This window comes from Streptomyces sp. NPDC051561, assembly GCF_044454195.1.
In the GTDB taxonomy this organism is placed as follows: domain Bacteria; phylum Actinomycetota; class Actinomycetes; order Streptomycetales; family Streptomycetaceae; genus Streptomyces.
In genome coordinates this window covers 910,939-933,043 of sequence record NZ_JBITDM010000001.1, presented here as the reverse complement: position 1 = coordinate 933,043, position 22,105 = coordinate 910,939, and the positions used below count along the sequence as shown (strand labels likewise).

The following is a 22,105-nucleotide window of genomic DNA, read 5'->3' as shown; positions in this document are numbered from 1 at the left end:
CTGGACGCCGGGCGGCGGACCGTGCCGGACGACTGGCGGCACGTCGTGTACTCCCACCTCACCGGCATCATCGAGGCCCCGGCGATCGGGCAGGCCACGCTGCCCGACGGGGGAGGTGGCCGGCTGTTGCTGGCGTTGGACGGGGCGTACGAGTGCTTCCACGACTACGGCCAGGAGGAGGCCCTCGCGGACGTGCTGCAGGAGATCGCCCCGGGCCGGGCGGTACGGCGGACGCTCGACTTCACGGTGCAGTGGGCGCGCTCGTACGCGGACAACGTCACCGTCAGGGCATGCCAGGTCAAGATGTCACCCGATCCTGCGGCAGACCCCATCACTACACCGCCTCTCCTGCTACGTGCCGTGGCACTCGATTTGCCCTTGACGCCAACGTCAAGTTTTAGCGTGGCCGTACGCCGTCTGACGGACTGAGCACAGCCGACTGAGGAGAATTTCATGACCACCAACGACTCCCGCCGCGCCACCCCCGAAGCCACTGTCGATGCTTCCGAGGGGCCCATTCCCCATTCGATTCTCACCTCGACCACGCCGGTCGCCTTCTACGGGTACTCGCGAGTGAAGAAGGAACGGCTGGAAGACTTCCTGCGGGAGATCCGCGCGGTCATCGGCCTCATTCGTGAGGAGACCGGCTGCGAGGAGTACACCGTCGGCGCGACTGAAGGCGATGCCTGTGCCTTCACGTTCTACGAGCGCTGGTCCACCGGCTCGGACCTGCTCGCGCACGTCTCCCAACCCTTCATGCACAAGTACTTCGCTGCCGTTGCGGAACTGAGCGATGGAGAGGGCGTGTCTCGCTGGATGAAGCCGATCGCCGCGTAGCGCCGTCACAGCTGGGCGAAACAGCCTCGGCGGCCTTGCTGCTTGCGCGGCGGCGGAGCGCGGTGTGCAGCGTCGGTGACGACCGGGGGCCGACCGTCGTGGTTCCTCCTTGCGGGCCGCGACGTCCCGGCCCGCTGAAGCCGTTTCCCTGGACGGGACCGGCGAGCATCTCCACCGTCGAGCCGCGGGCGGTGAGGTGATCAGCCGGGCTGTCAGCTTTGCGGCGCGTCCCAGACGCCACATCTCGTTCACCGTGACGATCACGCGGAGGGCATGGCGTAGGGGTCCCTCGTCCGTCATCCGGCAGCCACGGAGGGACTTCCAGCTCTCGATGGACGGTCATCGACCGATCTACCCTTGCCATTGACGTCAAGGGTGGTGCGGAACGCGCTGCCGACAGCTGTGACAAGCAAGCGGGAGGTCGTGCAGTGATGCGTATCGGTGAGCTGGCCAAGGCCACAGGGGTCACTTCCCGGGCGCTTCGCTACTACGAAGAACAGCGGCTGATCGTCCCGGAGCGCAGTCCGAGCGGGCAACGACACTATTCCGAGCACATGGTCGAGCGGGTGCGCTGGATCCAGGCCCTCTATCGCGCGGGCCTGAACAGCAGGACGATCGTAGACCTGTTCCCCGGCTCGGCCGCCGGCGTCACAGCGGACTCCGTGGCCGACCGCCTCGTGGTCGAGCGCGATCGCATTGATGCCCAGGTGCGGGACCTCATGAACACCAGAGACCGGCTCGACGCACTGATTACCACCGCGGCGGATCCGCACCCGGGCTGTGAGCCCCCCGCACCCCCCTCCGTTTAATTGCTTACTGCGGCTCTGCGGGCCAACGATTTGCCCTTGACGTCAACGTCAGGGTTAGCGTCGAGAGACACCAGCAGGGTGCCGGCGGCAGAACCATCGAGAAACGACTTCCACACTCACTTGCGTAGCCAACACCTCACCGAGGCCCGCGACACGCCCGACGGCATCCAGCTCCCCTACTTCTCCACCACTACTTTCCGTGGCGGAGAAGGGCTGGAACACCAACTGGCGGGTGAGTTGGGCTAGTTCGGATAAGACCAGCTCGGCGCGCTCGGGCGGGTCCTCAACCTCATCGTGCTGTGGACGACGAAGTACATCGACGCCGCCGTCGCCCAACTTCGCGCCGACGGCCACGAGATCCGGGACGAGGACATCGCCCGGCTCTCCCCGCTCAAGCACCGCAACCTGAACCTGCTCGGCCGCTAGAGCTTCACCGTCAGTGTCCCGGCCGCCGGCGCCCTGCGCCCGCTGCGCCACCCGGAGGCGACCGAGTTGGATGAAGACGAGACCGGCGCGGAATGAATCCGGCGCCGTTGCTTGTGGTCCGGGACAGGCTCGCCCGGTCGGTCAGAGGAGGGCGCCGCCGGAGACCTCGATGCGCTGGGCGGTCATCCACCGCAGGCCCTCGGACGCCAGCGTGGCGATGGCGTCGCCGATCTCCTCGGGTTCGCCGACGCGGCCGAGCGCGGTCTGCCCGGCCAGCCCCTGGCGCACACCGGCGTCATCCCGCATGGCACCGCCGTTGAAGTCGGTGGCGGTCGGCCCCGGGGCAATGGAGTTGACCCGGATACCCCGGGGGCCGAGTTCTGCGGCCAGAGTGCGGCTCAGAGCCTCGACGGCGGCCTTCGAGGCGGAGTAGACCGAGGTCGCGGGACTGGTGTGGCGAGTCAATGACGACGAGACGTTGATGACCCGGGCGCCCGGCGCCAGCATCGGCACAAGCGACTGGATGAGGAAGAACGTGCCCCGCACGTTCGTGCCGAACACCGTGTCGAAGTCGTCGGCCGTGACAGCTTCCAGCGGACCGAAGACACCAACCCCCGCGTTGTTGACCACGATATCGAGCCGCGAAGCCCCCCAGCGCTCCAGCAGTGCGCTCACCTCGACGGTGAAGGCTCCGAAGGAGGATATGTCGCTGATATCGAGACGCACGACAGCGGCAGTCCCACCCGCAGCGTGCACGTGCTGCGCCGTCTCCTCGGCCCCGGCCGCATCATCGCGATGAGTGACCACGACCCGCGCCCCGCGCGCCGCCAGCGCAATAGCCGTACTCCGGCCCAGACCACGGTTCGCACCGGTCACCAAAGCGATCCTGTCGGCTGTCATCAGCTACTCCCTCATCACACGGCACCGGAGAGACATCGGGCACCACCACTAGAGGCGAGTCGCTCGACTCGCCTTTCCATGTGCAGCGTAGGCACGCCAAAAGAGGCGAGTCAAGTGACTCGCCTCGGATCTGGGGCATACTGCACGCATGGCAGCAGAGCTCTCCGCACATCACCGCCGTCTCGCCCAGCAAAAGCGTGAGGCGATCATCTCCGCGGCCACGGGCCTCTTCCTGAACCACGGTTATGACGGCACGTCCCTCGCCCGCATTGCCGAAGGGGCGGCAGTCTCGAAGTCCACCCTGTTCAAGCAGTTCCCCACCAAGGCAGCCCTCTTCGAGGCCATCGTCACCGAGTCCTGGCAGCGTGATGCCACAGGCGCCGTCGCGCGACCTCAGGCCGGGGACCTGCGTTCCGGCCTGACCTCCATCGGTCACCGCTACGCCGACCTGATCGGGCGGCCCGCTATGACAGCCCTGTTCCGCATCGTCATCGCCGAGCTGCCCCGCTTCCCCGAACTGGGGCGGATGCAGTTCCAGCTCGGCAAGCTGCCCTACTTCACCTCGGTCCAGTACTACCTGGAGTCGGAACACGAGGCCGGTAACGCCGACGTTCCGGACGCCGAGAGCGCGGCCAACCAGTTCCTCGGGATGATCGCCAACTACGTCCTGTGGCCCCGCATGCTACTGACCGACTGGAACCCCGCTCCCTCCGACATCCGCTACGCCGTCGAGCAGGCGGTAGAGACCACGCTCGCCCGCTACGCCTCCGATCGACCAGCCTGATCCGAGGCTGGAATTCGTACGCCGCCGCCCCAGCACTGAAGGGGGCCGGCGGAGCCGCGACCGTGCGGGCCGTAGCTGTGGGACGGTGCTGCCGAGGACCGAAAACCTCCCACCGAGCCGATCGCGTCCGGGCGGCAGGTGATCCACATGCAGCGGGCCCCCAAGAGGTCTTGCGTGGAGGAGGAATCGGGGTCCCGGGATCGCGTACAGGAGCTCACCACGCGGAAGATCCTCGCGAAAAGTGTCCTGGCAGCCGCGTGCGCTGCCGCCGTCATCGTTCCCACAGCGGGCGCGGCGAGCGCGGCGACACCGGCCGCGAGCGTGCACACCGCCGTTCAGGGCGACCGCTGGTACCACCACGACGGCCGGTGGGACGACAGCTACTACTACGGCGGCGGCATCGGCGTAGGACTCGGCCTCGGACTCGGTATCCGGCTGCTCTGACCCGCTCGCGCGCGCACGACGTCACGGCGTGCCGGTAAGCGCGGCAGGCACGGGGGCGGACGACCGACGACGCCCGCCCCCTCTTCGTACCGGCGAACTCTCGTCCGTGTGCGGACCTCCGCACACGGACTTCCGCATGCGGATCGGGAGTCGGCCCTCTGGACGGCCTGCCGGAACTACTTCGGCATGAGGACGGTGTCGACGATGTAAACGGTGGCGTTGGCGGTGGGGACGTTGCCGCAGACCACCGAGGACGAGTCGTTGACCTTGTAGGACTCGCCCGATCCGGCGGTAGTGAGGGTGGACTTCTCCAGCGTCGGGTAGGTGCCGCTCTCCAACTGCTTGGGTGCCAGCTTCTGGCCCACCACGTGGTAGGTGAGGACCTTGGTGAGCATCGCCTTGTCGGCGAGGACCTTGTCGAGGTCGGCCTTCGGGATCTTGGCGAAGGCCTCGTTGGTCGGGGCGAAGACGGTGATGTCCTTGGCGTTGTTGAGGGTGTCGACCAGGCCGGCCTTCTTGACGGCGGTGACCAGGGTGGACAGGGCCGGGTTGTTCGACGCGGCGGTGGCCACCGGGTCCTTGGCCATGCCGTCGAAGCTGCCCGCGCCTTCCTTCGGCACCCCGGCACAACCCGGGCCGAACGGCTTGTCCGTCATCGCGGCGTCGGCGGCGGCCGACGACGGGGCGGCGGGCTCGGACGCGGCGGACGAGGACCCGGTGTCCTTCTTGTCCTTGTCCATGTCGCCGCAGGCGGTCAGCGCGAAGGGGAGGACGGCGGCGACGGACACGGCGACGGCGGCACGACGGAAACGACGGGCATTCATGATGGCTGCTCCTGTATGGGTGTGAGGGTTGTGTTGCTGTGGGGGTTCGGGTGCATCGGTGGGAGGGGAGACCGGTGCGGGGGCGGCCTGATGGGCGAAAGCCGAAGGTTGAGGTGCACGAAGGCTTCTCTCACTGGACGGTCAGCACCACGGAGTGCCAGCCGGTCGCCCCGTTGGGGACGGTCCCAACACGCTCCTCGGTCTGGGTGGCGCCGGTGCGGTCGGTGGCCCGGACGGTGAGGGTGTGACCGCCGGGAGTGGCCTTCCAGGGGAGCGACCACTGGCGCCAGGTGTCCGTGGTGTCCTCGGCCGCGAGGTCGGCGCGCTGCCACGGCCCCTCGTCGACACGTACCTCGACCTTGTCGATCCCGCGGTGCTGCGCCCAGGCCACCCCGGCGACCGTCACCGTGCCGGCCTTCGGTGTGGCGAACGGTTTGGGGGTGTCGATGCGGGACTGGGTCTTGATGGGCGCGCGTTGCGACCAGGAGCGCTTCACCCAGTACGGGTCGTAGTCGGCGAAGGTGGTCAGCTCGATGTCCTGGATCCACTTGCACGCCGAGACGTAGCCGTACAGGCCGGGCACCACCATCCGTACCGGGAACCCGTGGTCGAAGGGCAGCGGCTCACCGTTCATGCCGACGGCCAGCAGTGCGTCGCGGCCGTCCATGAGGTCCTCGACCGGGCTGCCGATCGTCATGCCGTCCACCGAACGGGCCACCAGCTGATCGGCGGGGCCACCGCGCGAGGGCGGCTTCACACCGGCCTCCTTGAGGAGTGCGGCCAGGGGGACGCCGATCCACCGGGCGTTGCCCGCGTACGGGCCGCCGACCTCGTTGGACACACAGGTCAAGGTGATGTGACGTTCCACCAGGGGGCGGTCCAGCAGGTCCTGATAGGTGAGAGTGAGGGGCCGGGCGACACCCTTGCCGTGGATCGTCAGCTTCCATGCGGTGGCGTCGACCTTCGGCACCACCAGTGCGGTGTCGACCCGGTAGAAGTCCTGGTTGGGCGTGACGAAAGGGCTGATCCCGGGGGTGTGCAGGGCAGCGCCCGCGGGGATCGGGCGGGCCTTCGAGACCGGGCGGGGCAGGGCCACCTTTGACCTCGAAGCGGCGGCTCCTGCTCCCTGGGAGGCGTTGAGCGAGCGTCCCAGAAACCCCGCCCCCGCCGAGGCGACGGCGGCGGCACCGGCCGCGATCACGAACCCGCGGCGGTCCCAGCCGACCGGCTCGCCGACGGTGTCGCCCCGCGTGTCACCTTCCGCAGGAGCGGACGTGAGCGCCGGTCGGGCGAGCCGTCCGCTCAGGTAGTACAGGAGGCCTGCCGCGCAGAGGGCCCCCACCACTGACGGCAGGGCGTCGGCCGGACCGGTGGAATCGGGACGGCCGGTCGCGGCGAGCGCGCCCACCACACCGAACAGCAGGACTCCGGCGGCACCGGTACGGCGGAACCGGAGTGCCAGCACACCGATCACGATCGAGAACAGCGCCAGCACGGCGAGAATGCCCAGTTGCAGAACCAGTTTGTCGTTGGTGCCGAACTGGCGGATCGCCCAGTCCTTGACCGCGACGGGCGTACGGTCGATCGCCGCTCCCCCGACCGCGATCACCGGCCCGGCCTCGGGGCGCACCAGCGCCGCCGTCAGCTCGGCGACCGCCAGTGCGGCGAAGCCGGCCAGCAGCCCGGAGAGGGCGGCGAGCGGCACACGTACGCCTTTGCTCAGGATCTTGGTCACGTGGGTACTTCGGAGCGGAGTGCTCCGCGGATGGGCCGTTCTTCGGATCCGTTGGAAAATTCTGCGCGGTCGCCGCGCGGGCCCTGCTCACGGAGGGCGGTTGGGCCGTATGTGCGAGTCGTGGTGGCAGGGCAATCCGGATCGACGTTCGTAGCGAATCTCCTCCGTGCGACCGGAGTTCCCGGCACACGTGCTCCCTCGCCTTCTCCCTCCTGGCCGGCCTGCCCCTCAATGCCTCTCTCCCCTTCGTCAGCTTCGTCAGCCTCCCCATCGGAGATGCCATGTCCCCTGACGCCACGCCTCCCTTCGTCGGCGCCCACGCACTACAGGTGTTGCCTCACGCGGTCTGGACCGAGTTGGTGGAGCACAGCCGCGGCTGCGCGTCGTGCGTCGCGGAACTGTGCCGACTGACCACGCCCGGGGCCCGGTGGGTGGACGGCCCTGGTCAGAGCGTCCCCGGATGGCTGAAGCAGGCCGTACTGGAGCAGATCGTCGACGTCCTGCAAACACCCCTGGCGGCCTCGGGCGAGCGGCCCGGCCCGCCGTCCGTCGGGGGCGAGGAACCTGCGGCCGGGGGCGAGGAACCTGCGGCCGGGGCCGCGGAGCAGGAAGCCGCCCGGCAGGCGCCGCGTACGGGACGCGACTGGCGCGCCCGGGCCGCCGCCCTTCGTCGGGCTTCGGGCAGGGGCGGATGCCGCTGACCGAGGAGCGCGGCGGCTCCTGCCCGCCGCTGTCTCCCCCCGGCGGCTGATCGGGCACGGTCGAGGGCCGCCGGCCTCGGAGCCGTTCGGGTGGTGTCCGGCTCAGCGGCCAAACCTTCGCGCCCGGCGCCGCGAACTCCGCTCGGATCGTCCGCATCGGTGCGGGCGCGAGGAAGAGATGGGGCGTGATGGGCGTACAACGCGTCGATACCCGGCTGTTGGAGCAACTGAGCGAACAGTCGCAGGACTTGAACAGCGACGCCATGCGCCTGACGCACGGTTCGCTCGCCGGGATGGACCGGCCGGTCTCGCGGAAGGACATCCGGGCGCTCCAGACCGCGGCGTCGCTGGAGAACCTGGCCGTCAGCGTGTACCGGACCGCTGCCGGGCTGCCGTTCATCAAGAACGGCAACAGGACCGTCGCGGCCTTCATCGCCACCACGATCAGCCAGCACTCCGCCCACGCGCGTGCCTTCAACGCCGCCACCGTCAACGCGGGCTGCGCGGCCCAGCTCTCGGTGAACCCGAAGTACGCGGCCGTGGTGAAGCAGGCGCTGCCCGGCATCAAGGGCCCGGCCGACGTGGTGGCGCTGGCCATCACGCTGGAGGACGTCGCGACCCAGACGTACGTGAAGAACATCGGCGAGGTCCGCGATGTGCAGCTGCGCAAGCTGTTCGCGAGCGTCGCCCCCGTCGAGGCGCAGCACCGGGCGACCCTGCTGGCCGTGCAGGCGCTCCTGGACGCCGGCCGCCCCGAGCTGATCGCTGTCCCGACCGACGCGGACGCGCTGCCCGCCGCGGCGGGCTCGGTCGCCTTTCCCCACGCGTTCTACCCGACCAAGAACGCCTCCCCGGTCACCGAAGGAGCCGTCAAGTGAGCAGTCGCCGCCAGGACGAGGACCTGCACATCAGCGAGCACGACCTGCTGCGGCTGACCGCCGACATGGAGGAGGCCCACAGGTCGACGCTGCCGGCCCTGCACGCGGGCACCGGGGAACTGGTCGATGAGGTACGGGCGGCGGACGTGCGGCGCCGGAAGTTCCTGGTCGGGATCGGTGCGGCGGCCGCGGCTGTCGCACTGACCGGGCGTTCCGGTTCCGTTCCGGCGTACGCGGCCGAGTCGTCATCCCTGGCCGGGCCCCGTCCTTACACGGGCGACCTGTTGGTCGTGGCGCTCGCGGTGGCCCTGGAGAATCAGGCCGTCATGGCGTACGGGGCCGCGCTGAAGGCCGCCCAGGCCGGCCGGCTCGGCAAGGTGCCGCCCGCCGTGGCGACCTTCGCGGTGACCGCGATGAACCAGCACGCCGCCCATGCCAAGGCCTGGAACGCGGTCCTGACCGGCGCCGGACGGCCCGCGATCAAGGGCGTCCCGCTGTCCAACCAGGCCGCCGTGCTCAAGGCCCTCGGCAAGGTCGACAGCGTCGCGGGCGTCGCCCGGCTCGCCCTCTCCCTGGAGGAAGGGGCCGCCCAGACCTACAGCTTCGCCACCACCCACGTCACCAGCCCCGCGGGCATCAAGACCGCCGCCTCCATCGCGCCGGTCGAGGCTCAGCACGCGGCCATCCTGCACTTCGTGCTCGGCGAGTACCCGGTGCAGGACACCTTCCTGCCCCTGGACAAGGTCGCGAGCCCCGCACTGCTGACCGTCTGACGCGCACCGGGCGCCCGGCGACGTGCGACCCGCACCGGGCGCCCGGCGACGTGCGACCCGCACCGGGCGCCCGGCGACGTGCGACCCGCACCGGGCGCCCGGTGACATCTGATCCCTGCCGGGCGCCCGGTGCGTCCGACCGTTGCCGCTCAGGAGACCTGCGCCGCCCAGGCCGCCGGGTCCGGGTCGACACCGGTGAGTTCCACCGATGCCTCCCAGAGCGCCAGGGCGGTCACCATGTCGCGGGCGCGGGACGAGCGCGCTGCCGGCGCCGGGGCGCCGCGGGTCTCGGCCAGCCTGCCAGGGCCGTAGTACTCGCCGCCCGTCACCGAAGGATCGGTCGCGGCGCGCAGCACCGGGAGCGCGCCGGCCGACGCGGGCTGGGTGTACAGACGGGAGGCCCGCTCCAGCCGTGCCGCCCAGGTGTGGCCCGCCATCCTCGGTCCCGCCTGACCCAGCTCGGTGGCGGACAGCCCCGGGTGGGCGGCGACGGCGGTCAGCGGGCGGGCGGCCGCCCGCGCCCGCCGGTCGAGTTCGGCGGTGAAGAGGAGGTTGGCGAGCTTGGAGCGGCCGTACGCGCGCCACTTGTCGTAACCGCGCTCGGAGTTGAGGTCGCCCAGCTCGATCCGGCCGAGGCGGTGACCGAGGGAGGAGACCGTCACCACCCGCGAGGGGCCCGCGCCCAGCAGGCCGCCCAGGTGCCCGGTGAGAGCGAAGTGGCCGAGGTGGTTGGTGCCGAACTGCATCTCGAAACCGTCCGCGGTGTGCCGCAGCGGGAGGGCCATCACCCCGGCGTTGTTGACGAGGAGGTCGAGGTGCCCGTCGACTTCGCCGCCGATGCGCTCCGCCGCCTCCCGTACGGACGTGAGGTCGGCCAGGTCGAGGCGGACCAGCCGGACGTCCGCGCCGGGTGCGACCGCCCGGACGCGCTCCAGGATGTACGCGCCCCGTTCGACGCTGCGGCAGGCCAGCACGGTGCGCGCGCCCGCGCGGGCGAGGTACAGCGCGGTCGCCGCGCCGATACCGCTGTTCGCCCCGGTCACGACGGCGGAAGTGCCGTCCAGGCGTGGGATGTCGAGTGCGGTCCAGGAAGTCATCGGATGCCGTTCGTGGAGGGGCCGGGTCCCCTCGATCTTCGCAGCCGTCGTCGACGGCCCGGTCCGCGGCACGATGATGCACCGCTTCCGCAGCCGGGCGGTGTCCGCACCGGGCGGCGCCCCTGCGGCGCGATGATCAACCGCCGTTGGAATTCCGGCCGGTGGGACCACGGGTACGAGGGCTTCGCCGGTGGGGGCGCTGCGGTGACCGGCCGGCCCGCTGCGGGACACCGGGCGTCCTCGCCGCCAAGTCCCGGGGAACGTGTCCTCGCACTCCGGCGCGCGGGGACCCGCGAGCGGTGCCGACCGGGCGTGCTTGGATGGACCTGTGGCCCAGATAATCGATTCACCGTTCGTCGGCCGGGCAGACGAGCTCACCCGGCTCACCGGCGTGCTGGAGCGGGCCGCGGCCGGCGAACCGCGCGCTGTCCTGGTGGCCGGGGACGCCGGCGTCGGCAAGACCCGCACGCTGACCGTGGCGGCGGCGCACGCCGCCGCCACCGGCATGACCGTCCTGACCGGCCACTGCGTGGACCTCGGGGACGTCGGCCTGCCGTACCTCCCGTTCACGGAGATGCTCGGCGCTGCCGCCGCCGACGAGCGGCTCGCCCCGGCCTTTGCCGCGTACCCGGCGGTGGAGCGCCTGATCGGCACGGCAGCGGGGGCGGGCCCCGCACCCGATGCCGGCAACCGTCTGCAGCTCTTCGAGGGCATCGCCGGACTCCTCGGCGACCTGACGACGCTGACCCCGCTCCTCCTGGTCATCGAGGACCTCCACTGGGCGGACCAGTCCTCTCGTGACCTGCTCCGCTTTCTGCTCAGCCGGGGTGTCCTGCAACGGCCCGCGCCCGGCGGCCCGCCCCACCGGCTCGCGGTCTTCGCCTCGTACCGCTCGGACGACCTGCACCGCCGTCACCCGCTGCGGCCTCTGCTCGCCGAGCTGGTCAGGCTGCCCGCCGTGGACCGGCTCGAACTTCACCCGCTGGCCGACGCGGACGTGGCCCGGCTCGTCCACGCGCAACGCACGGGCCCCGTTTCCGAGAGCGCGGTCCGCCGCATCGTCGACCGCGCCGAGGGAAACGCCTTCTACGCCGAGGAGTTGCTCGCCGCGCTGCCCGAGGACGACGAGGGCGCGGGCTCGGCCGCCATGCCCAGCGGTTTGGCCGACGTCCTGCTCATCCGGATCGAGCAGCTGACCGAGACCGCCCAGCAGATCCTGCGCACGGCGGCCGTGGCGGGGCGCCGGGTCGGGCACGAGCTGCTGCGGGGCGCCGTACAACTGCCGCAGGACGAGCTGGAGTCGGCGCTGCGCGAGGCAGTCGGTCACCAGTTGCTGGTGACCGACGACGCCGCGACGTACTCCTTCCGGCACGCCCTCACCCGCGAGGCCGTGTACGCGGATCTGTTGCCCGGCGAACGGGTCAGACTGCACGGAATATTCGCCGCCCTCCTCGCCGGCGAGGGCCGTTCGGCCGGCAGCGCGGCGGAGCGGGCCCATCACTCACGCGCGAGCCTCGACCTGGCCGACGCCCTGGCGGCCTCCCTGGAAGCCGCCGACCACGCCCAGCACCTCCGCGCACCCGCCGAGGAACTGCGCCACCTGGAGACCGCGCTCGAACTTCTGGCCGTGGTGGACGCGTCCGCGCACCCCGAGCACAGCGACCCGGTCACGCTCACCCTGCGTGCCTCGGCAGCCGCCGCACACGCCGGGGATCCCCATCGTGCGGTCCAGCTCACCCGCTCCGCGCTCGCGCGGGACGGCTCGGGCGCCGATTCCGAACTCGCCGCCCGGGTGCGCTACACCCTCGCGGGCAACCTGATGCGGATCGACAATCTGCAGGCCGCTTTCGCGTACAGCAGCGAGGCGCTCGGGCTGATCCCGGCCGAGCCGCCCTCGCGCACCTGGGTGTGGGCGGCCGCGACCCATGTCATGGCGGCCCGTCACGTGGGCCGTGACGAGGACGCCGAACGCCTCGCCCGGCAGGCCCTGGGCATCGCCGAGCAGCTCCGGCTGGCTGACGCCGAGGCCGATCTGGTGATATCGCTGGTCGGCCTCCACGTGCACAACCGGCGTACTCCGCAGGGGCGGGAGCAGCTCCTCGGAGCCCGTGGGCTGGCTCGCACCGCCGGGAACCTCCAGGTGGAGATGCGTGCCCTGTACAACCTGGCGCTCGGTTGCTACGAGGCCGGCGAGATGGACCCGTGCCTGACCTGGATCAGCGACGGACTCGACCGCGCCCGCCGTACCGGCCTCCTCTCCTCGCCGTACGCCGTGGAGTTGCGCTATCTGCAGTCCCTGCTGCTGTACACGCTGGGCCGCTGGGACGAGTGCACGCGAGCGGCCGCCGACGACGTCACCCTCCTCACGGCCGCTTCCGGGTTCGCGACCGCTCCCGCGCTGTACGTCGCTCTGGCGCGCGGCGAGTTCGACGTGGCGGTCAGTGGCTCCCGTGCACTGCTCGACGGCCCGGCGGACTGGATGGCCACGCTCGTGGCGAGCGTCGTGCTCATCGACGCCGCGGCGCTGCGCGGTGACGCCGAGGACTGTGTACGGCAGATGGACATCGCTGTCGACGCACTCGCGGGGGGCTCGGGCTCCGAGATGCCCGACGTGGTGGTCCGGCTGGCGGCGCTCACCTTGTCGGCCGTCGCGGACGCGGCCGAGGAGTCCCGCTCGGCCGGCGACGCGCCACGTACCAGTCGCTGGACGGACATGGCGGAACAGCTCGTGGAGGTGGCCCGGACCACGGCGGCCCACGGCAAGGCCGGCACGGAGCCGGGACCCGAGGGCCTGGCCTGGCTCGAACGCGCCCGAGCCGAGGCGGTACGCGCCGCCACCGGCCCGGACGTCGTCGCCTGGGAGCGGGCTGTGACCGCGTTCGGCTACGGCGATCCGTACGAACTCGCCCGGTGCCGACGGCGGCTCGCGGAGGCCCTGCTCACCGCCGGCCGCCGCGACGAGGCGGCCGAGCAGGCACATGCGGCCCGGGACACGGCCGTGCGGCTCGGCGCCGTACCCCTGCGGGAAGCGCTCGACGCCTTGGTACGACGCTGCCGTCTCGCCGACGCGCCGGCCGCCGGGGAGCGGATCGCCGACCTGACCGTCCGGGAGAGCGAGGTGCTGCGGCTGCTCGGCCGGGGACTCACCAACCGTCAGATCGGCGAGGAGCTGTACATCAGCGGCAAGACGGCGAGCGTCCATGTCTCGAACATCCTCGCCAAGCTGGGTGCCGCGAGCCGTACCGAGGCCGTCGGCATCGCCTACCGCGAGGGGCTGATCGAGCCCGGGAGCAGCACGTCGGGCTGAGAGCCTGTGTCTGCGCAACCACAGGACGGATTCGCCGCCCTGGCGGGGCGGGGCTGTGGGTCCGTCCTGGAGAGCGAGCCCGAAGCCCTGGGGTTTCAGGAACGCGGAGGCACCGTCCCGGGCAGCTCCACCGTTCTCAGGGAGCCGGGGGACCTGACGGCCGTGGGACCGGCGGGCGGTTCCTTCTGGCCCGGAGGAGCAGGACCACCGAGCACACCGCGGCGAACGCGTACCACGTCGAGACGTACTTGGAGCCTTTCGCCGCGAGGCGGCCGGGGAAATCTCCAACGGCAGTGGGGCACACCTCACGATGATCAAGCGCCGGATGTTCGTAGAGTGGCTTCCTCGACGGACCGGAAGGCGAGCGGCGTGGAGGTCACTGTGCAGTGGATCCGGACGTCCTGGACGAAGAAATCCCGGGGCGGCGAGCCTGCCGCGCGCAGGAACGCTGCCCCCGTCGGATTTGCTCTCCCGCGCGCCGCAGCCTCCTGCGCGCACGTGATCCGCATGCATGAGAGGGACGGCTTTGACCCGTACGACAGTGGGGAGGACCTGCGCAAGGTCGATGTCCAGCTGCGCGAGGTCGACGGGACGCTGCGTGTCCTTCCCCGGGTGCAGCCCCTGTTTGGTCTGCCGCCCCGGCCTCGACGGCCTCCGGCGGTGCGGCTCGTCTCCGAACAGTGGGTGCGCCGGCAGCTGAACTACCGGTTCAGCAGCGCGGCCGGAATCCGCGGTTGGTCGTACTGGCTCGACACGTTCAACATCGCATACGGCCCGGTCGGCGCCGAGGTGTTCCTCTCGGCCCCCAGTGTATTCATCGACGAGCAGGGGCCGTTGCGGTAGCGCGCTGCGCACGTCGACCACGGCTTCGGGTGACGCTACGTCACTGCACGGGAATTCCGGTGGTCGTCCTCACGGAATGAGTGCCTGCCTCGTTCTCGCCTGCACAGCCATCGGGAGTGCACGGGGGCGGCCCCGGGGATCCCGGGGCCGCCTGGTGGTGTGTTGCCCGCTGTTGTCGTTCTGGGGGTTCTCGCCTCCTTTCTCCTCCGTACCGGGCGGGCAGTGTTCGTGGTTCGTGGTGTGGGTCAGACGGGCTTCTTCAGCGTCTTGGCGGTGACCATCACCCCCGCCAGGACCGCCGCGACCAGGGTGCCGACGACTGCCGTGGTGATGGCGCCGTTGTTCAGGTGGAGGCCTACGTCGGACGAGGTGGCCTGGGAGAGGCCGGAGGCCATGCCTGCCAGCGGGGGCAGGGTGACCAGGATGCCGAGGCCGGCGCCGACGCCCACCAGGACCGCGGTCTCGCCGGCCGCCAGCTTGAGGAGCTGGCGGACGGTGCCGCCGACGGACTTCATGACCGCGAAGTCGCGGCGGCGGCCGTGGGCTGCCATGGCCATGCTGTTGGCGACGGCGATCACGCTGTAGCCGACGGCGATGACGATGAGCATCGAGGCCAGGCTGTCGGTGAGCTTGGCGTCGGTGTTGTAGTCGGCGAGGGCGTACTGCAGGGCGTCGTGGACGGCGGTGCCGGGAACCGTTGCGGAGGCCTTGTGGCCGGCGGGGACGAAGATGTCGTCGGTGAGGGCGGCCGGGTCGTGGGCCCGGACCAGGTCACGGGCGACCACGAAGTCACCGCGGGCCGGGTCGTCGGGCAGGACCTTGCTGATCTTCAGGTTGACGGTGGTGCCGTCGGCGAACCGGACGGGGGTGCTCTGGCCTTCCTTCAGGCCCAGGTCGGTGGCGGTGCGCCGGCCGAGGACGGCCTCACAGGGCTTGTTCCACCTGGGGTCACGGGTGCCGAGGACATCCAGGACGGTGTGCTTGTCACCGATGAAGGCGCGGGTCGGGACGGAGGCCTTGCCGACCGGGTTGGCGGCGACGACCTCGTCGGTGATTCCGGGGGTCGTGTCGGAGGTGACGATGGTCTGGCCGGCGACCTTGAGGGCTTCGCCCGCCGGGTAGGCCACGCGCATCGTCTCGACCGCTCCGCTGAGCAGGACGGCGAAGCCGACGGCGGCGACGACGGGGGCGACCAGGGAGGCGGCGCGGCGGGAGTTGGCGGTGAGTTCGGAGCGGATCAGTACCGAGTCGGTTTTGCCGCGCTTGTGGAAGGGGGCGGTGAGCAGGCGGCCGATGGGGCCGACCAGGGCGGGGGCCAGCAGGGCGGCGGCGACGATGAGCGTCATGGTGGCGAAGAGCGCCATGCTGATGCGGCTGTCGGCGCCGGTGGTGGCGGTGCCGATGGCCAGGACCGCACCCAGTCCCAGCACGGAGAGTCCGGTAATCCAACGGCCGCGCCCCATACCGCTGTTGGCGGAGCGGCTGTCGAGCAGGGCCTCGATCGGGGCGACCTTGGCGGCCTTGCGGCCGGCGGCCCAGGCACCGATGACGCTGACGCCGATGCCGACCGCGGAGGCGGTGAGCAGCGGCCAGGAGGCCACGCTGATCTCCATGCCGGGCGGGGTGACGTCCAGGCCCTTGAGGATGTCGCGCAGTACCGGGGCGGCGGCGATGCCGGCCAGGCAGCCGACGACGGAGCCGAGCAGGCCGACGACGGCGGCCTCACCGAGGATCATGCGGCGGATCTGACCGGGCGCGGCGCCGATCGTGCGCAGCAGGCCGATCTCCCGGCGGCGCATCCCGGTCGACAGGACCAGCATGGAGGCGACGACGAAGACCGTGGTGAACAGCCCGAGCGCGGCCATGGCGCCGATGAGCTGGACACCGAGGTTGCGCTTGTGCTCGACGTACTGGGGCTGGAGTTCGGAGCGGGCTTCGCCGGTGAGGACGGAGCCCTTGTCGCCGATGATCTGCTGGGCGCCGGCGGCGATGGCGGAGGCGGAGGCTCCCTCGTCGGCGATCAGGCCGAAGGTGCTGACGCCGGGCTGCTGCTTGGCGGCGAAGGCCTCGCTGAAGTAGTAGCCGGGGCCGTCGACGGTGCCGACGACGGTGAACGGCTTGCGGCCTTGGGTGATGTTGACGGTGAGGCTGCTGCCTGCGGCGACGCCCAGAGCCCGGTCGACGACGACCTCGTTGGCGGCGCTCGGGGCCCGGCCGGAGGCCAGCTTGTGGGGCGCCATCTGTGCGCTGCCCCAGCCGTGTCCGGCTTCGGCGGCGCCCTCGTCGGTGACGGGCTTGCCGCCCTGGATGGCCTGGGCGTAGAAGGAGCGGTCGATCACGACGGAGGAGACTCCGGGGACCGCGTCCAGCTTGGCGCGGATCGGTGCGGCCTCGGCCCCGCTCCACGGCATGCGGTCCTCGGGGCTGCCGTCCGTCTCCAGTGCCTGCTGCGGCAGGGCCAGTGCGGCGGCGCCGGTGTAGCGGTCCTGGACGGTGGGGCGGCTGGAGTCGTAGATGACGAGGGTGGTGGTGATCAGGGCCACGCCGACCATGACGGCGAGGAAGGCTCCGAGGAAGCTGGACCAGCGTTCGCGTACGTTCGCGATGATCAACATCACGCCTCCAGCCGGGCCATGTGGGCGGCGATGGCCGCGGCGTTGTTGGCGTTGGGGTCGCGGTGGAGCTGGATGCGGTCGGCGATCCGGCCGTCCTTGATGAAGACGACGACGTCCGCCACGGAGGCAGCCACCGGGTCGTGGGTGACCATCAGCGTGGTCTGGCCCTCCTGGTCGACCAGCATGCGCATCATCCTGAGCACTTCCTTGGAGGTGACGGTGTCCAGGGCGCCGGTGGGCTCGTCGGCGAAGAGGACGTCGGGGCGGGTGACCAGGGCGCGGGCGAGGGCGACTCGCTGCTGCTGGCCGCCGGAGAGCTGGCTGGGGCGGTGGTTGGACCGCTCGGCGAGACCGACCGAGGCGAGCGCGGCGGCGACGGCCCTGGGGTCGACCTTGCGGCCGGCGAAGCGGGAGGGCAGTTCCACGTTCTGGGCCGCGGTGAGCGACTCGACCAGGTTGAAGGCCTGGAAGACGAAGCCGATGTGCTTGCGGCGGAGCTCGGTGCGCTGCTTCTCGTTCTGCTTGCCGATGTCGACGCCCGCCAGGACGATCTGGCCCTCGGTCGGCTGCTCCAGTCCGGCCGCGCACTGCAGCAGGGTGGACTTCCCGGAGCCGGAGGGGCCCATGATCGCGGTGAAGGTGCCGCGGGGGAAGTCGATGGAGATGCTGTCGAGTGCGGTGACGGCGTGGTCGCCGGTGCCGTGGACCTTGCGTACGCCGTGGAGTTCGACCGCGTCGTGTACGGAGGTTTGCGTCGTTGTCGTCATGCATTGATCTCACCGCAGGAGGGGAGGCCGGGGCACTGATCCACCCTCTACTTCGTGGGTAGTGCCAGCACTACCCCGGGCTCCCGCTGCTGGTGGTGCTGCTCGGCATCACCCTCTGGTGGGGGCCATGTCCTCCGCCTTGGAGGGGCGGCTCGTCCGCACGAGCCGGTACAGGCCGGTCGGGTGCGGAAGGAAGGGAAGCGCGGGTCCTGTATCTGCTGGAACGAGGTGGGCTCGCGGACCTCGGCACCTAGGATTCTGACATGAGCACCCTCGCAGACCTCCGGCCCGAACTCGTCCGCCCGGACGCCCGGTTGCACACCGCCTGGCTCGCCGAGCACGCCCAGTGGCCACCCGGGTCCCACAGGGACGGTTCCGGACTCGGCGAGGACGACGACACGGCCGGCCCGGCGGGCTTCGCGGCCTGGGTGGAGCGCCTGCTGCGCTGCGCGGACCCGGCGGTGGAGCCCGCACCGGGGCGGGTGCACTCGACGTACCGGTGGATCATGGCGGGCGGCGTCTGTCTGGGTGCCACCGAACTACGCCACGACCTCAGCCCGTTCCTCTTGGAGGCGGGCGGGCACATCGGCTACAGCGTCCGCCCGGACTACCGCCGCCGGGGGCTCGCGGGCTGGGCGCTGGACGCGATGCTGGCCGAGGCCCGGGGCCGGGGCATGGAACGGGTGCTGCTGACCGTCACGCCGGACAACGCACCGTCCGTGCGCGTGATCGAGCGCGCCGGGGGTGTGCTGGAGGACGTACGGGACACCGTACTCGGCCCCAAGTCCCGCTACTGGATCACTTTCTGACGCTGTGTTGGTTGGCGACCCCCGGACCGTACCGATAGGGGGTCCCTCGCGAGCAGCAGCCCGTCACGAGGCGACGGGTACGGTCGTTAACCCGGTTATGCACGTTGCACAGCAGCCACTCTTGTCTCCTCCGCAGCCGACCCCACCGTCCCCGCAGCCCGCGGACAGCGGCACGCCCATCTTCGATGCCCTGGCGCAGGCTTGGCGCGAGCAGGGACGTGCCCTTCCCGAGGCCGCCCGCACCGGCTGCGGCCCGGATCCGAGCGAGGCACGACTCCTGCCGGTATCCCCCGCATCGGCACCGTCGCGCCGCACTGACGACTGTTGGGTGCCACCCGCTCCGCCACGCTGGGAGCGGGCGCCGGTGCAAGTCGGCTGGAGGTGAATCGTTTCCCCTTTCGGTGGGGTGCATGGAGCCCCGCGCATGTCCCTTCGATGCAGGTGTCTCTCCGGGAGTTGGGCAAGGTTGATGTACGACAAGACGCAGGAGCTGCGTACCGCTGTGGCGCGCTGCCAGGCGGTCGAGCGGGTGCTCGTGGACGCGCAGCAGCGCTACCGGCAGGCGCAGGAGGAGGCGGCCCGGGCCGAAGCAGAGCGGGTTGCGACGCTGCAGACGGCGGCCCGCGAGAAGTCCACGCTCATGGCTCTCCTGGCCCAGCAGGAGTCGGCTGTCGCGGAGTTCACCGCAGTACTGGAACGGCAGGTGCGACCGCCGGCCGCGCCCCCGCGCACCCCGGACGCCGAATGACCCGCCGAGCGGGGGGCCGTGCGGGGAGACGTGGGTTCCGGGGCCGGTAGAGGCAACGTCTCCGACCGGTGAAAGTGGCTCAGGCTGGATGGATACCCGGAGGGGTGCGTCGGTTGGCTGAGCCGTTGACGCTCTCGCGGGCGAGGGCGGACGGCGAAAGGCGGGAGCCGCGAGGTCAGCGAGGCGCCGCCCGAGGCGCAGGTCGTCCGCTTCTGCCTGCACAGAGCCCCAACTGCGCTGCCAAGGGCGCGGGATCGCCCCCCCAGCTCCTCGACCCGCCTCCGGACCGCATCCTCGTCCAGCGAGCCCATTCCGGCGCCCCCTGCACCCTCACGGCAGACGCCTCACCGTCCCAAGCCGTCGGGGGTGCGGCTAGGGGCGGGCGGTCCGGTAGCCGGCGACAATCGGGAGAGTTTGCCGCAGGACTCGCGCGTTGTCGTTCGAGGCGTCGCCGAGCGGCTGCCCTTTGTAGGTCTGTTCGGGGTTCGCGAAACGACTGATCTGCCGGCAGGCGGAACGACAGGATTCTTCGTACGCCATGATCGTGCGGTATTTGCCGTCCGGTGTGATCCACCCCGTGTTGTACGGGCGTGTGGTGCTGATACTCATCGTGCCGGTGGGATCGGCGGCAATGGTGCGCCGGTCGTGCGCGAGTCCGAGGTTGTGGCCCAACTCGTGGCTCACGGAGTCCTGGTGGATGCCCTGCACGTCGGCGACGGAGTAGGCGAATTCGCCACTTGAGTGGTCAAGCGTGGTGGTGTAGTCGCCCTTGCCTCCGCCACGCAACTCCTGATCGACCAGGAGCACGACCAGGTCTGCCGCGTACTGATCACGCAGGCGGTGCGCCTGCGCGCCCAGCGACTGGTCGTGAGGGTCTTTCAGGTGGTCGTAGGCCGAGTCGACGGTCTCGGGCCCGGTGTAGTCGGCAGCTGTGTAGGAGTTGACGAACCGGATCCTTCCGCACACTCCGCTGCGCTTGAGGGACAGGTTCATGCGATCCGCAATCGCCCGGGACGCGAACGAGATCCGGTATCTGCCACCGACAGCCTTCGTGGCCCTGGTCGTGTAGATCCCCAGTACGTCGACCCTGGGACACGCTGCTCGGACGCCTGGCGTGACCGACGTCGCCGTCTTCCACTTCATGGATTCATGTGCGTCTGCGTCGCCCCCTGGCACGGCGGCGCCGAGGGCGAGAGCGGAAAGCATGAGCCCCGTTGCGGTGGTGGCTATGACCGGCGAGAGCGTTGCGCACATGTCCCTTGTCTAGCACCGGGTGCAGCGCCCCGGCCCGGGGTAGTCGGCCAAACGGGCGGGTCGTCAAAACCCGGAAGGGGCGTGATGTGAGGGCTGGATGCGTCAGGAGCCGCGCGCCACGGATTCCCTGAGGGGCAGCATCTGTCGGACAACCGCGGCTGCATCAGGCCCGGCCAGGATGCCGATATTGGCCAGGCGCCCCCGGCCAATGGAACTATCCGAGCACAGTGGCGCCGGAGGAAACCCGATCCGGCGCTTTGAGTGGCCTGGGCCTGCGAAAGGGGGCCGCAATGGGTTTGGGCCCCCTTTCGTGTACGGCAGCCAGGGAACGGGCCAGCAGTCGTACGCCTGGAAAACGAAGAGGCCGCCGAAACGTTGCTGCGAGGGCTGTTCCCGGCGTGCGATCTTCACAATTCACACTCCCTGGACACCTCTTGTCCCTTGGTGTCGGCCGAACGAGAGACCTCAGGAAATCAGCTGGCCGCGCAGCGGGTCGGCGTTTGGGTGGCTCCGGCCCGCAGGGCGTTTCTCATGCCGCTCCAAGGTTGTTCTCATGGTTATGAATCCCCTCGTGAATGCCCGCGCCCTTCCCGCCAGGCCGGTCCACGACTGTGTGGACCACCGACAGGCCGCAGCGCGCAGAGGGGCACAGCGGTCGGACCAGAGGCCGGAAGAATCTCTGGTGAGAATCGCGCAGGCCGCGTTCGGTACTGCCCTGGCCCTGGGAGCCCTCGCATTCTGGCTCGCCGACAAGTAACGGCCTTCGGCAATCCCGGCGCAACGCGCGCCGGCCCGCCCGGACATTCCTTCGGCGCACTCGGCAGCGGCCTGGTGGAAGGAACTGGCTGCCTCCGCAGATGTGTGCGGAGGCAGCCTTGTTCTGTTGCGTCCTGCTTCCGCGCCGCCACCCTCAAGCCCCGGCCGGCCGTCGGCTGGTCCTGGTCCTGGTCCTGCGGGTGCTTCGCCGCGAAGCAGAGGAAGCATGCGGCTGCGCACCGGCGCGGGTGGAGAAGTCAGCCCAGCGAGTCGAGCGGGACGCCGACCGGTCCGCCGCCGGCGGCGAGCCCACCGAGCAGGGCGCCGGGAGCGGGAACGGCGTTGGGGCCACCGGGGTGCACCTGGCGCGCGGCCGCTTCTTCCCTGAGCTGCAGCCCGTCGACGTTGGACTTGACGTCGCTGAGGAACTTCTGGGGGGTGGCGACGTCCGTGAGCTGCTTCATCTGGTCAGCGTTCACCGCGTCGAGCTGTGCCTGCGCGTCGGCAGCCTGGACGGACTGGGGCACGTCATGGCCGGTGTCGTGGTGAGCGAATGCCGGAGCGGCCGACCCGAGGGCGACGAGTGTTCCGGCGAGGGCCGCAGTGGCGTGGGTGTACTTCATGGGGGGGTCCTGTCCGTGCGGTGGGCTTGGGACGGCAACTGCCGGGACGGCGCTTGCCGTTTCACCTCTGGAGAACGCAGGGGAGGGCCATTGGAGACGCGTAGTTCCTGGATCTCACCCTATCGACTCGGCCGGAGCAGGCCGGAATTGAGGGATCGCCCGTCTCTGCCGGGTA

Annotated in this window: 22 protein-coding genes and 1 pseudogene; 14 read left to right on the top strand and 9 right to left on the bottom strand. The window is 70.7% G+C overall.

The features are described 5' to 3' along the window. Nucleotides 1-21 precede the first annotated feature (21 nt). The 5 genes and pseudogenes from ACIA73_RS04300 to ACIA73_RS04280 all read left to right on the top strand — a co-directional run. Nucleotides 22-429 (top strand): hypothetical protein, encoded by a 408-nt coding sequence (locus ACIA73_RS04300; RefSeq protein ID WP_399436710.1) that lies wholly within the window; start codon nucleotides 22-24, stop codon nucleotides 427-429. Between the two features lie 24 nt (nucleotides 430-453). Next, nucleotides 454-837: a putative quinol monooxygenase gene (locus tag ACIA73_RS04295; RefSeq protein ID WP_399436709.1), complete on the top strand. Its 384-nt coding sequence runs from the start codon at nucleotides 454-456 to the stop codon at nucleotides 835-837. A gap of 431 nt (nucleotides 838-1,268) precedes the next feature. After that, on the top strand, nucleotides 1,269-1,646 hold the full coding sequence (locus ACIA73_RS04290; RefSeq protein WP_399436708.1) for a MerR family transcriptional regulator: 378 nt from the start codon (nucleotides 1,269-1,271) through the stop codon (nucleotides 1,644-1,646). A 120-nt stretch (nucleotides 1,647-1,766) separates the two neighbouring features. Then, nucleotides 1,767-1,892, top strand: coding sequence for a hypothetical protein (locus ACIA73_RS04285; RefSeq protein WP_399436707.1), 126 nt, complete (start codon nucleotides 1,767-1,769; stop codon nucleotides 1,890-1,892). Nucleotides 1,893-1,901: 9 nt separating this feature from the next. Next, nucleotides 1,902-2,168: pseudogene (locus ACIA73_RS04280) on the top strand (Tn3 family transposase); the annotation flags it as partial. Between the two features lie 45 nt (nucleotides 2,169-2,213). On the opposite strand, the gene ACIA73_RS04275 reads toward ACIA73_RS04280, so the two are convergent. Then, entirely contained in the window at nucleotides 2,214-2,972 is a 759-nt protein-coding gene (locus ACIA73_RS04275) for an SDR family NAD(P)-dependent oxidoreductase (RefSeq protein WP_399436706.1), read from the bottom strand. A 148-nt stretch (nucleotides 2,973-3,120) separates the two neighbouring features. Here ACIA73_RS04275 and ACIA73_RS04270 point away from each other — a divergent pair, with 148 nt between their 5' ends. Both ACIA73_RS04270 and ACIA73_RS04265 read left to right on the top strand, forming a co-directional pair. After that, on the top strand, nucleotides 3,121-3,756 hold the full coding sequence (locus tag ACIA73_RS04270; RefSeq protein ID WP_399436705.1) for a TetR/AcrR family transcriptional regulator: 636 nt from the start codon (nucleotides 3,121-3,123) through the stop codon (nucleotides 3,754-3,756). Between the two features lie 147 nt (nucleotides 3,757-3,903). Further along, the gene (locus ACIA73_RS04265; protein WP_399436704.1) at nucleotides 3,904-4,200 is read left to right on the top strand and encodes a hypothetical protein; all 297 of its coding nucleotides are present in this window, start codon (nucleotides 3,904-3,906) and stop codon (nucleotides 4,198-4,200) included. 176 nt (nucleotides 4,201-4,376) lie between these two features. Here ACIA73_RS04265 and ACIA73_RS04260 read toward each other — a convergent pair whose 3' ends face one another. Continuing rightward, a complete protein-coding gene (locus ACIA73_RS04260) occupies nucleotides 4,377-5,024 on the bottom strand; it encodes a fasciclin domain-containing protein (RefSeq protein WP_399436703.1) in 648 nt (215 codons plus the stop codon). 130 nt (nucleotides 5,025-5,154) lie between these two features. Continuing rightward, entirely contained in the window at nucleotides 5,155-6,759 is a 1,605-nt protein-coding gene (locus ACIA73_RS04255) for a sulfite oxidase (protein ID WP_399436702.1), read from the bottom strand. A 281-nt stretch (nucleotides 6,760-7,040) separates the two neighbouring features. Between ACIA73_RS04255 and ACIA73_RS04250 the strand changes: the two genes are divergently transcribed. The 3 genes from ACIA73_RS04250 to ACIA73_RS04240 all read left to right on the top strand — a co-directional run bounded on the left by ACIA73_RS04250 (nucleotide 7,041) and on the right by ACIA73_RS04240 (nucleotide 9,111). Then, complete coding sequence (locus tag ACIA73_RS04250; RefSeq protein ID WP_399436701.1) at nucleotides 7,041-7,460, top strand: hypothetical protein; 420 nt, start codon at nucleotides 7,041-7,043, stop codon at nucleotides 7,458-7,460. 188 nt (nucleotides 7,461-7,648) lie between these two features. Continuing rightward, nucleotides 7,649-8,338, top strand: a complete 690-nt coding sequence (locus tag ACIA73_RS04245) for a ferritin-like domain-containing protein (RefSeq protein ID WP_399436700.1) — start codon at nucleotides 7,649-7,651, stop codon at nucleotides 8,336-8,338. Continuing rightward, the gene (locus ACIA73_RS04240; RefSeq protein WP_399436699.1) at nucleotides 8,335-9,111 is read left to right on the top strand and encodes a ferritin-like domain-containing protein; all 777 of its coding nucleotides are present in this window, start codon (nucleotides 8,335-8,337) and stop codon (nucleotides 9,109-9,111) included. Before ACIA73_RS04245 ends, ACIA73_RS04240 begins: the two co-directional genes overlap by 4 nt. A 149-nt stretch (nucleotides 9,112-9,260) precedes the next feature. On the opposite strand, the gene ACIA73_RS04235 is transcribed toward ACIA73_RS04240, so the two are convergent. Further along, the gene (locus ACIA73_RS04235) at nucleotides 9,261-10,208 is read right to left on the bottom strand and encodes an oxidoreductase (protein WP_399436773.1); all 948 of its coding nucleotides are present in this window, start codon (nucleotides 10,206-10,208) and stop codon (nucleotides 9,261-9,263) included. A gap of 328 nt (nucleotides 10,209-10,536) precedes the next feature. Between ACIA73_RS04235 and ACIA73_RS04230 the strand changes: the two genes are divergently transcribed. Further along, on the top strand, nucleotides 10,537-13,515 hold the full coding sequence (locus tag ACIA73_RS04230) for a helix-turn-helix transcriptional regulator (protein ID WP_399436698.1): 2,979 nt from the start codon (nucleotides 10,537-10,539) through the stop codon (nucleotides 13,513-13,515). 136 nt (nucleotides 13,516-13,651) lie between these two features. Here the strand turns inward: ACIA73_RS04230 and ACIA73_RS04225 are convergent, their stop codons facing one another. After that, nucleotides 13,652-13,819 carry a DUF6629 family protein gene (locus tag ACIA73_RS04225; RefSeq protein ID WP_399436697.1) on the bottom strand — a complete coding sequence of 56 codons (168 nt, stop codon included), beginning with the start codon at nucleotides 13,817-13,819 and terminating at the stop codon, nucleotides 13,652-13,654. Between the two features lie 65 nt (nucleotides 13,820-13,884). On the opposite strand from ACIA73_RS04225, the gene ACIA73_RS04220 reads away from it, so the two are divergent. Next, nucleotides 13,885-14,358, top strand: a complete 474-nt coding sequence (locus tag ACIA73_RS04220) for a hypothetical protein (protein ID WP_399436696.1) — start codon at nucleotides 13,885-13,887, stop codon at nucleotides 14,356-14,358. A 245-nt stretch (nucleotides 14,359-14,603) separates the two neighbouring features. Here ACIA73_RS04220 and ACIA73_RS04215 read toward each other — a convergent pair whose 3' ends face one another. Next, complete coding sequence (locus ACIA73_RS04215) at nucleotides 14,604-16,973, bottom strand: ABC transporter permease (RefSeq protein ID WP_399436695.1); 2,370 nt, start codon at nucleotides 16,971-16,973, stop codon at nucleotides 14,604-14,606. Continuing rightward, on the bottom strand, nucleotides 16,973-17,740 hold the full coding sequence (locus tag ACIA73_RS04210; RefSeq protein ID WP_399436694.1) for an ABC transporter ATP-binding protein: 768 nt from the start codon (nucleotides 17,738-17,740) through the stop codon (nucleotides 16,973-16,975). The genes ACIA73_RS04215 and ACIA73_RS04210 overlap by 1 nt, the downstream gene beginning before the upstream one ends. Before the next feature lie 263 nt (nucleotides 17,741-18,003). On the opposite strand from ACIA73_RS04210, the gene ACIA73_RS04205 reads away from it, so the two are divergent. Both ACIA73_RS04205 and ACIA73_RS04200 read left to right on the top strand, forming a co-directional pair. Further along, complete coding sequence (locus ACIA73_RS04205; protein ID WP_399436693.1) at nucleotides 18,004-18,549, top strand: GNAT family N-acetyltransferase; 546 nt, start codon at nucleotides 18,004-18,006, stop codon at nucleotides 18,547-18,549. 469 nt (nucleotides 18,550-19,018) lie between these two features. Further along, nucleotides 19,019-19,297: a hypothetical protein gene (locus ACIA73_RS04200; protein ID WP_399436692.1), complete on the top strand. Its 279-nt coding sequence runs from the start codon at nucleotides 19,019-19,021 to the stop codon at nucleotides 19,295-19,297. Between the two features lie 372 nt (nucleotides 19,298-19,669). Here ACIA73_RS04200 and ACIA73_RS04195 read toward each other — a convergent pair whose 3' ends face one another. Together ACIA73_RS04195 and ACIA73_RS04190 are read right to left on the bottom strand one after the other, a co-directional pair. Next, nucleotides 19,670-20,290, bottom strand: coding sequence for a M12 family metallo-peptidase (locus ACIA73_RS04195; protein WP_399436691.1), 621 nt, complete (start codon nucleotides 20,288-20,290; stop codon nucleotides 19,670-19,672). Between the two features lie 1,274 nt (nucleotides 20,291-21,564). Beyond that, nucleotides 21,565-21,930, bottom strand: coding sequence for a hypothetical protein (locus ACIA73_RS04190; protein WP_399436690.1), 366 nt, complete (start codon nucleotides 21,928-21,930; stop codon nucleotides 21,565-21,567). Nucleotides 21,931-22,105 lie beyond the last annotated feature (175 nt).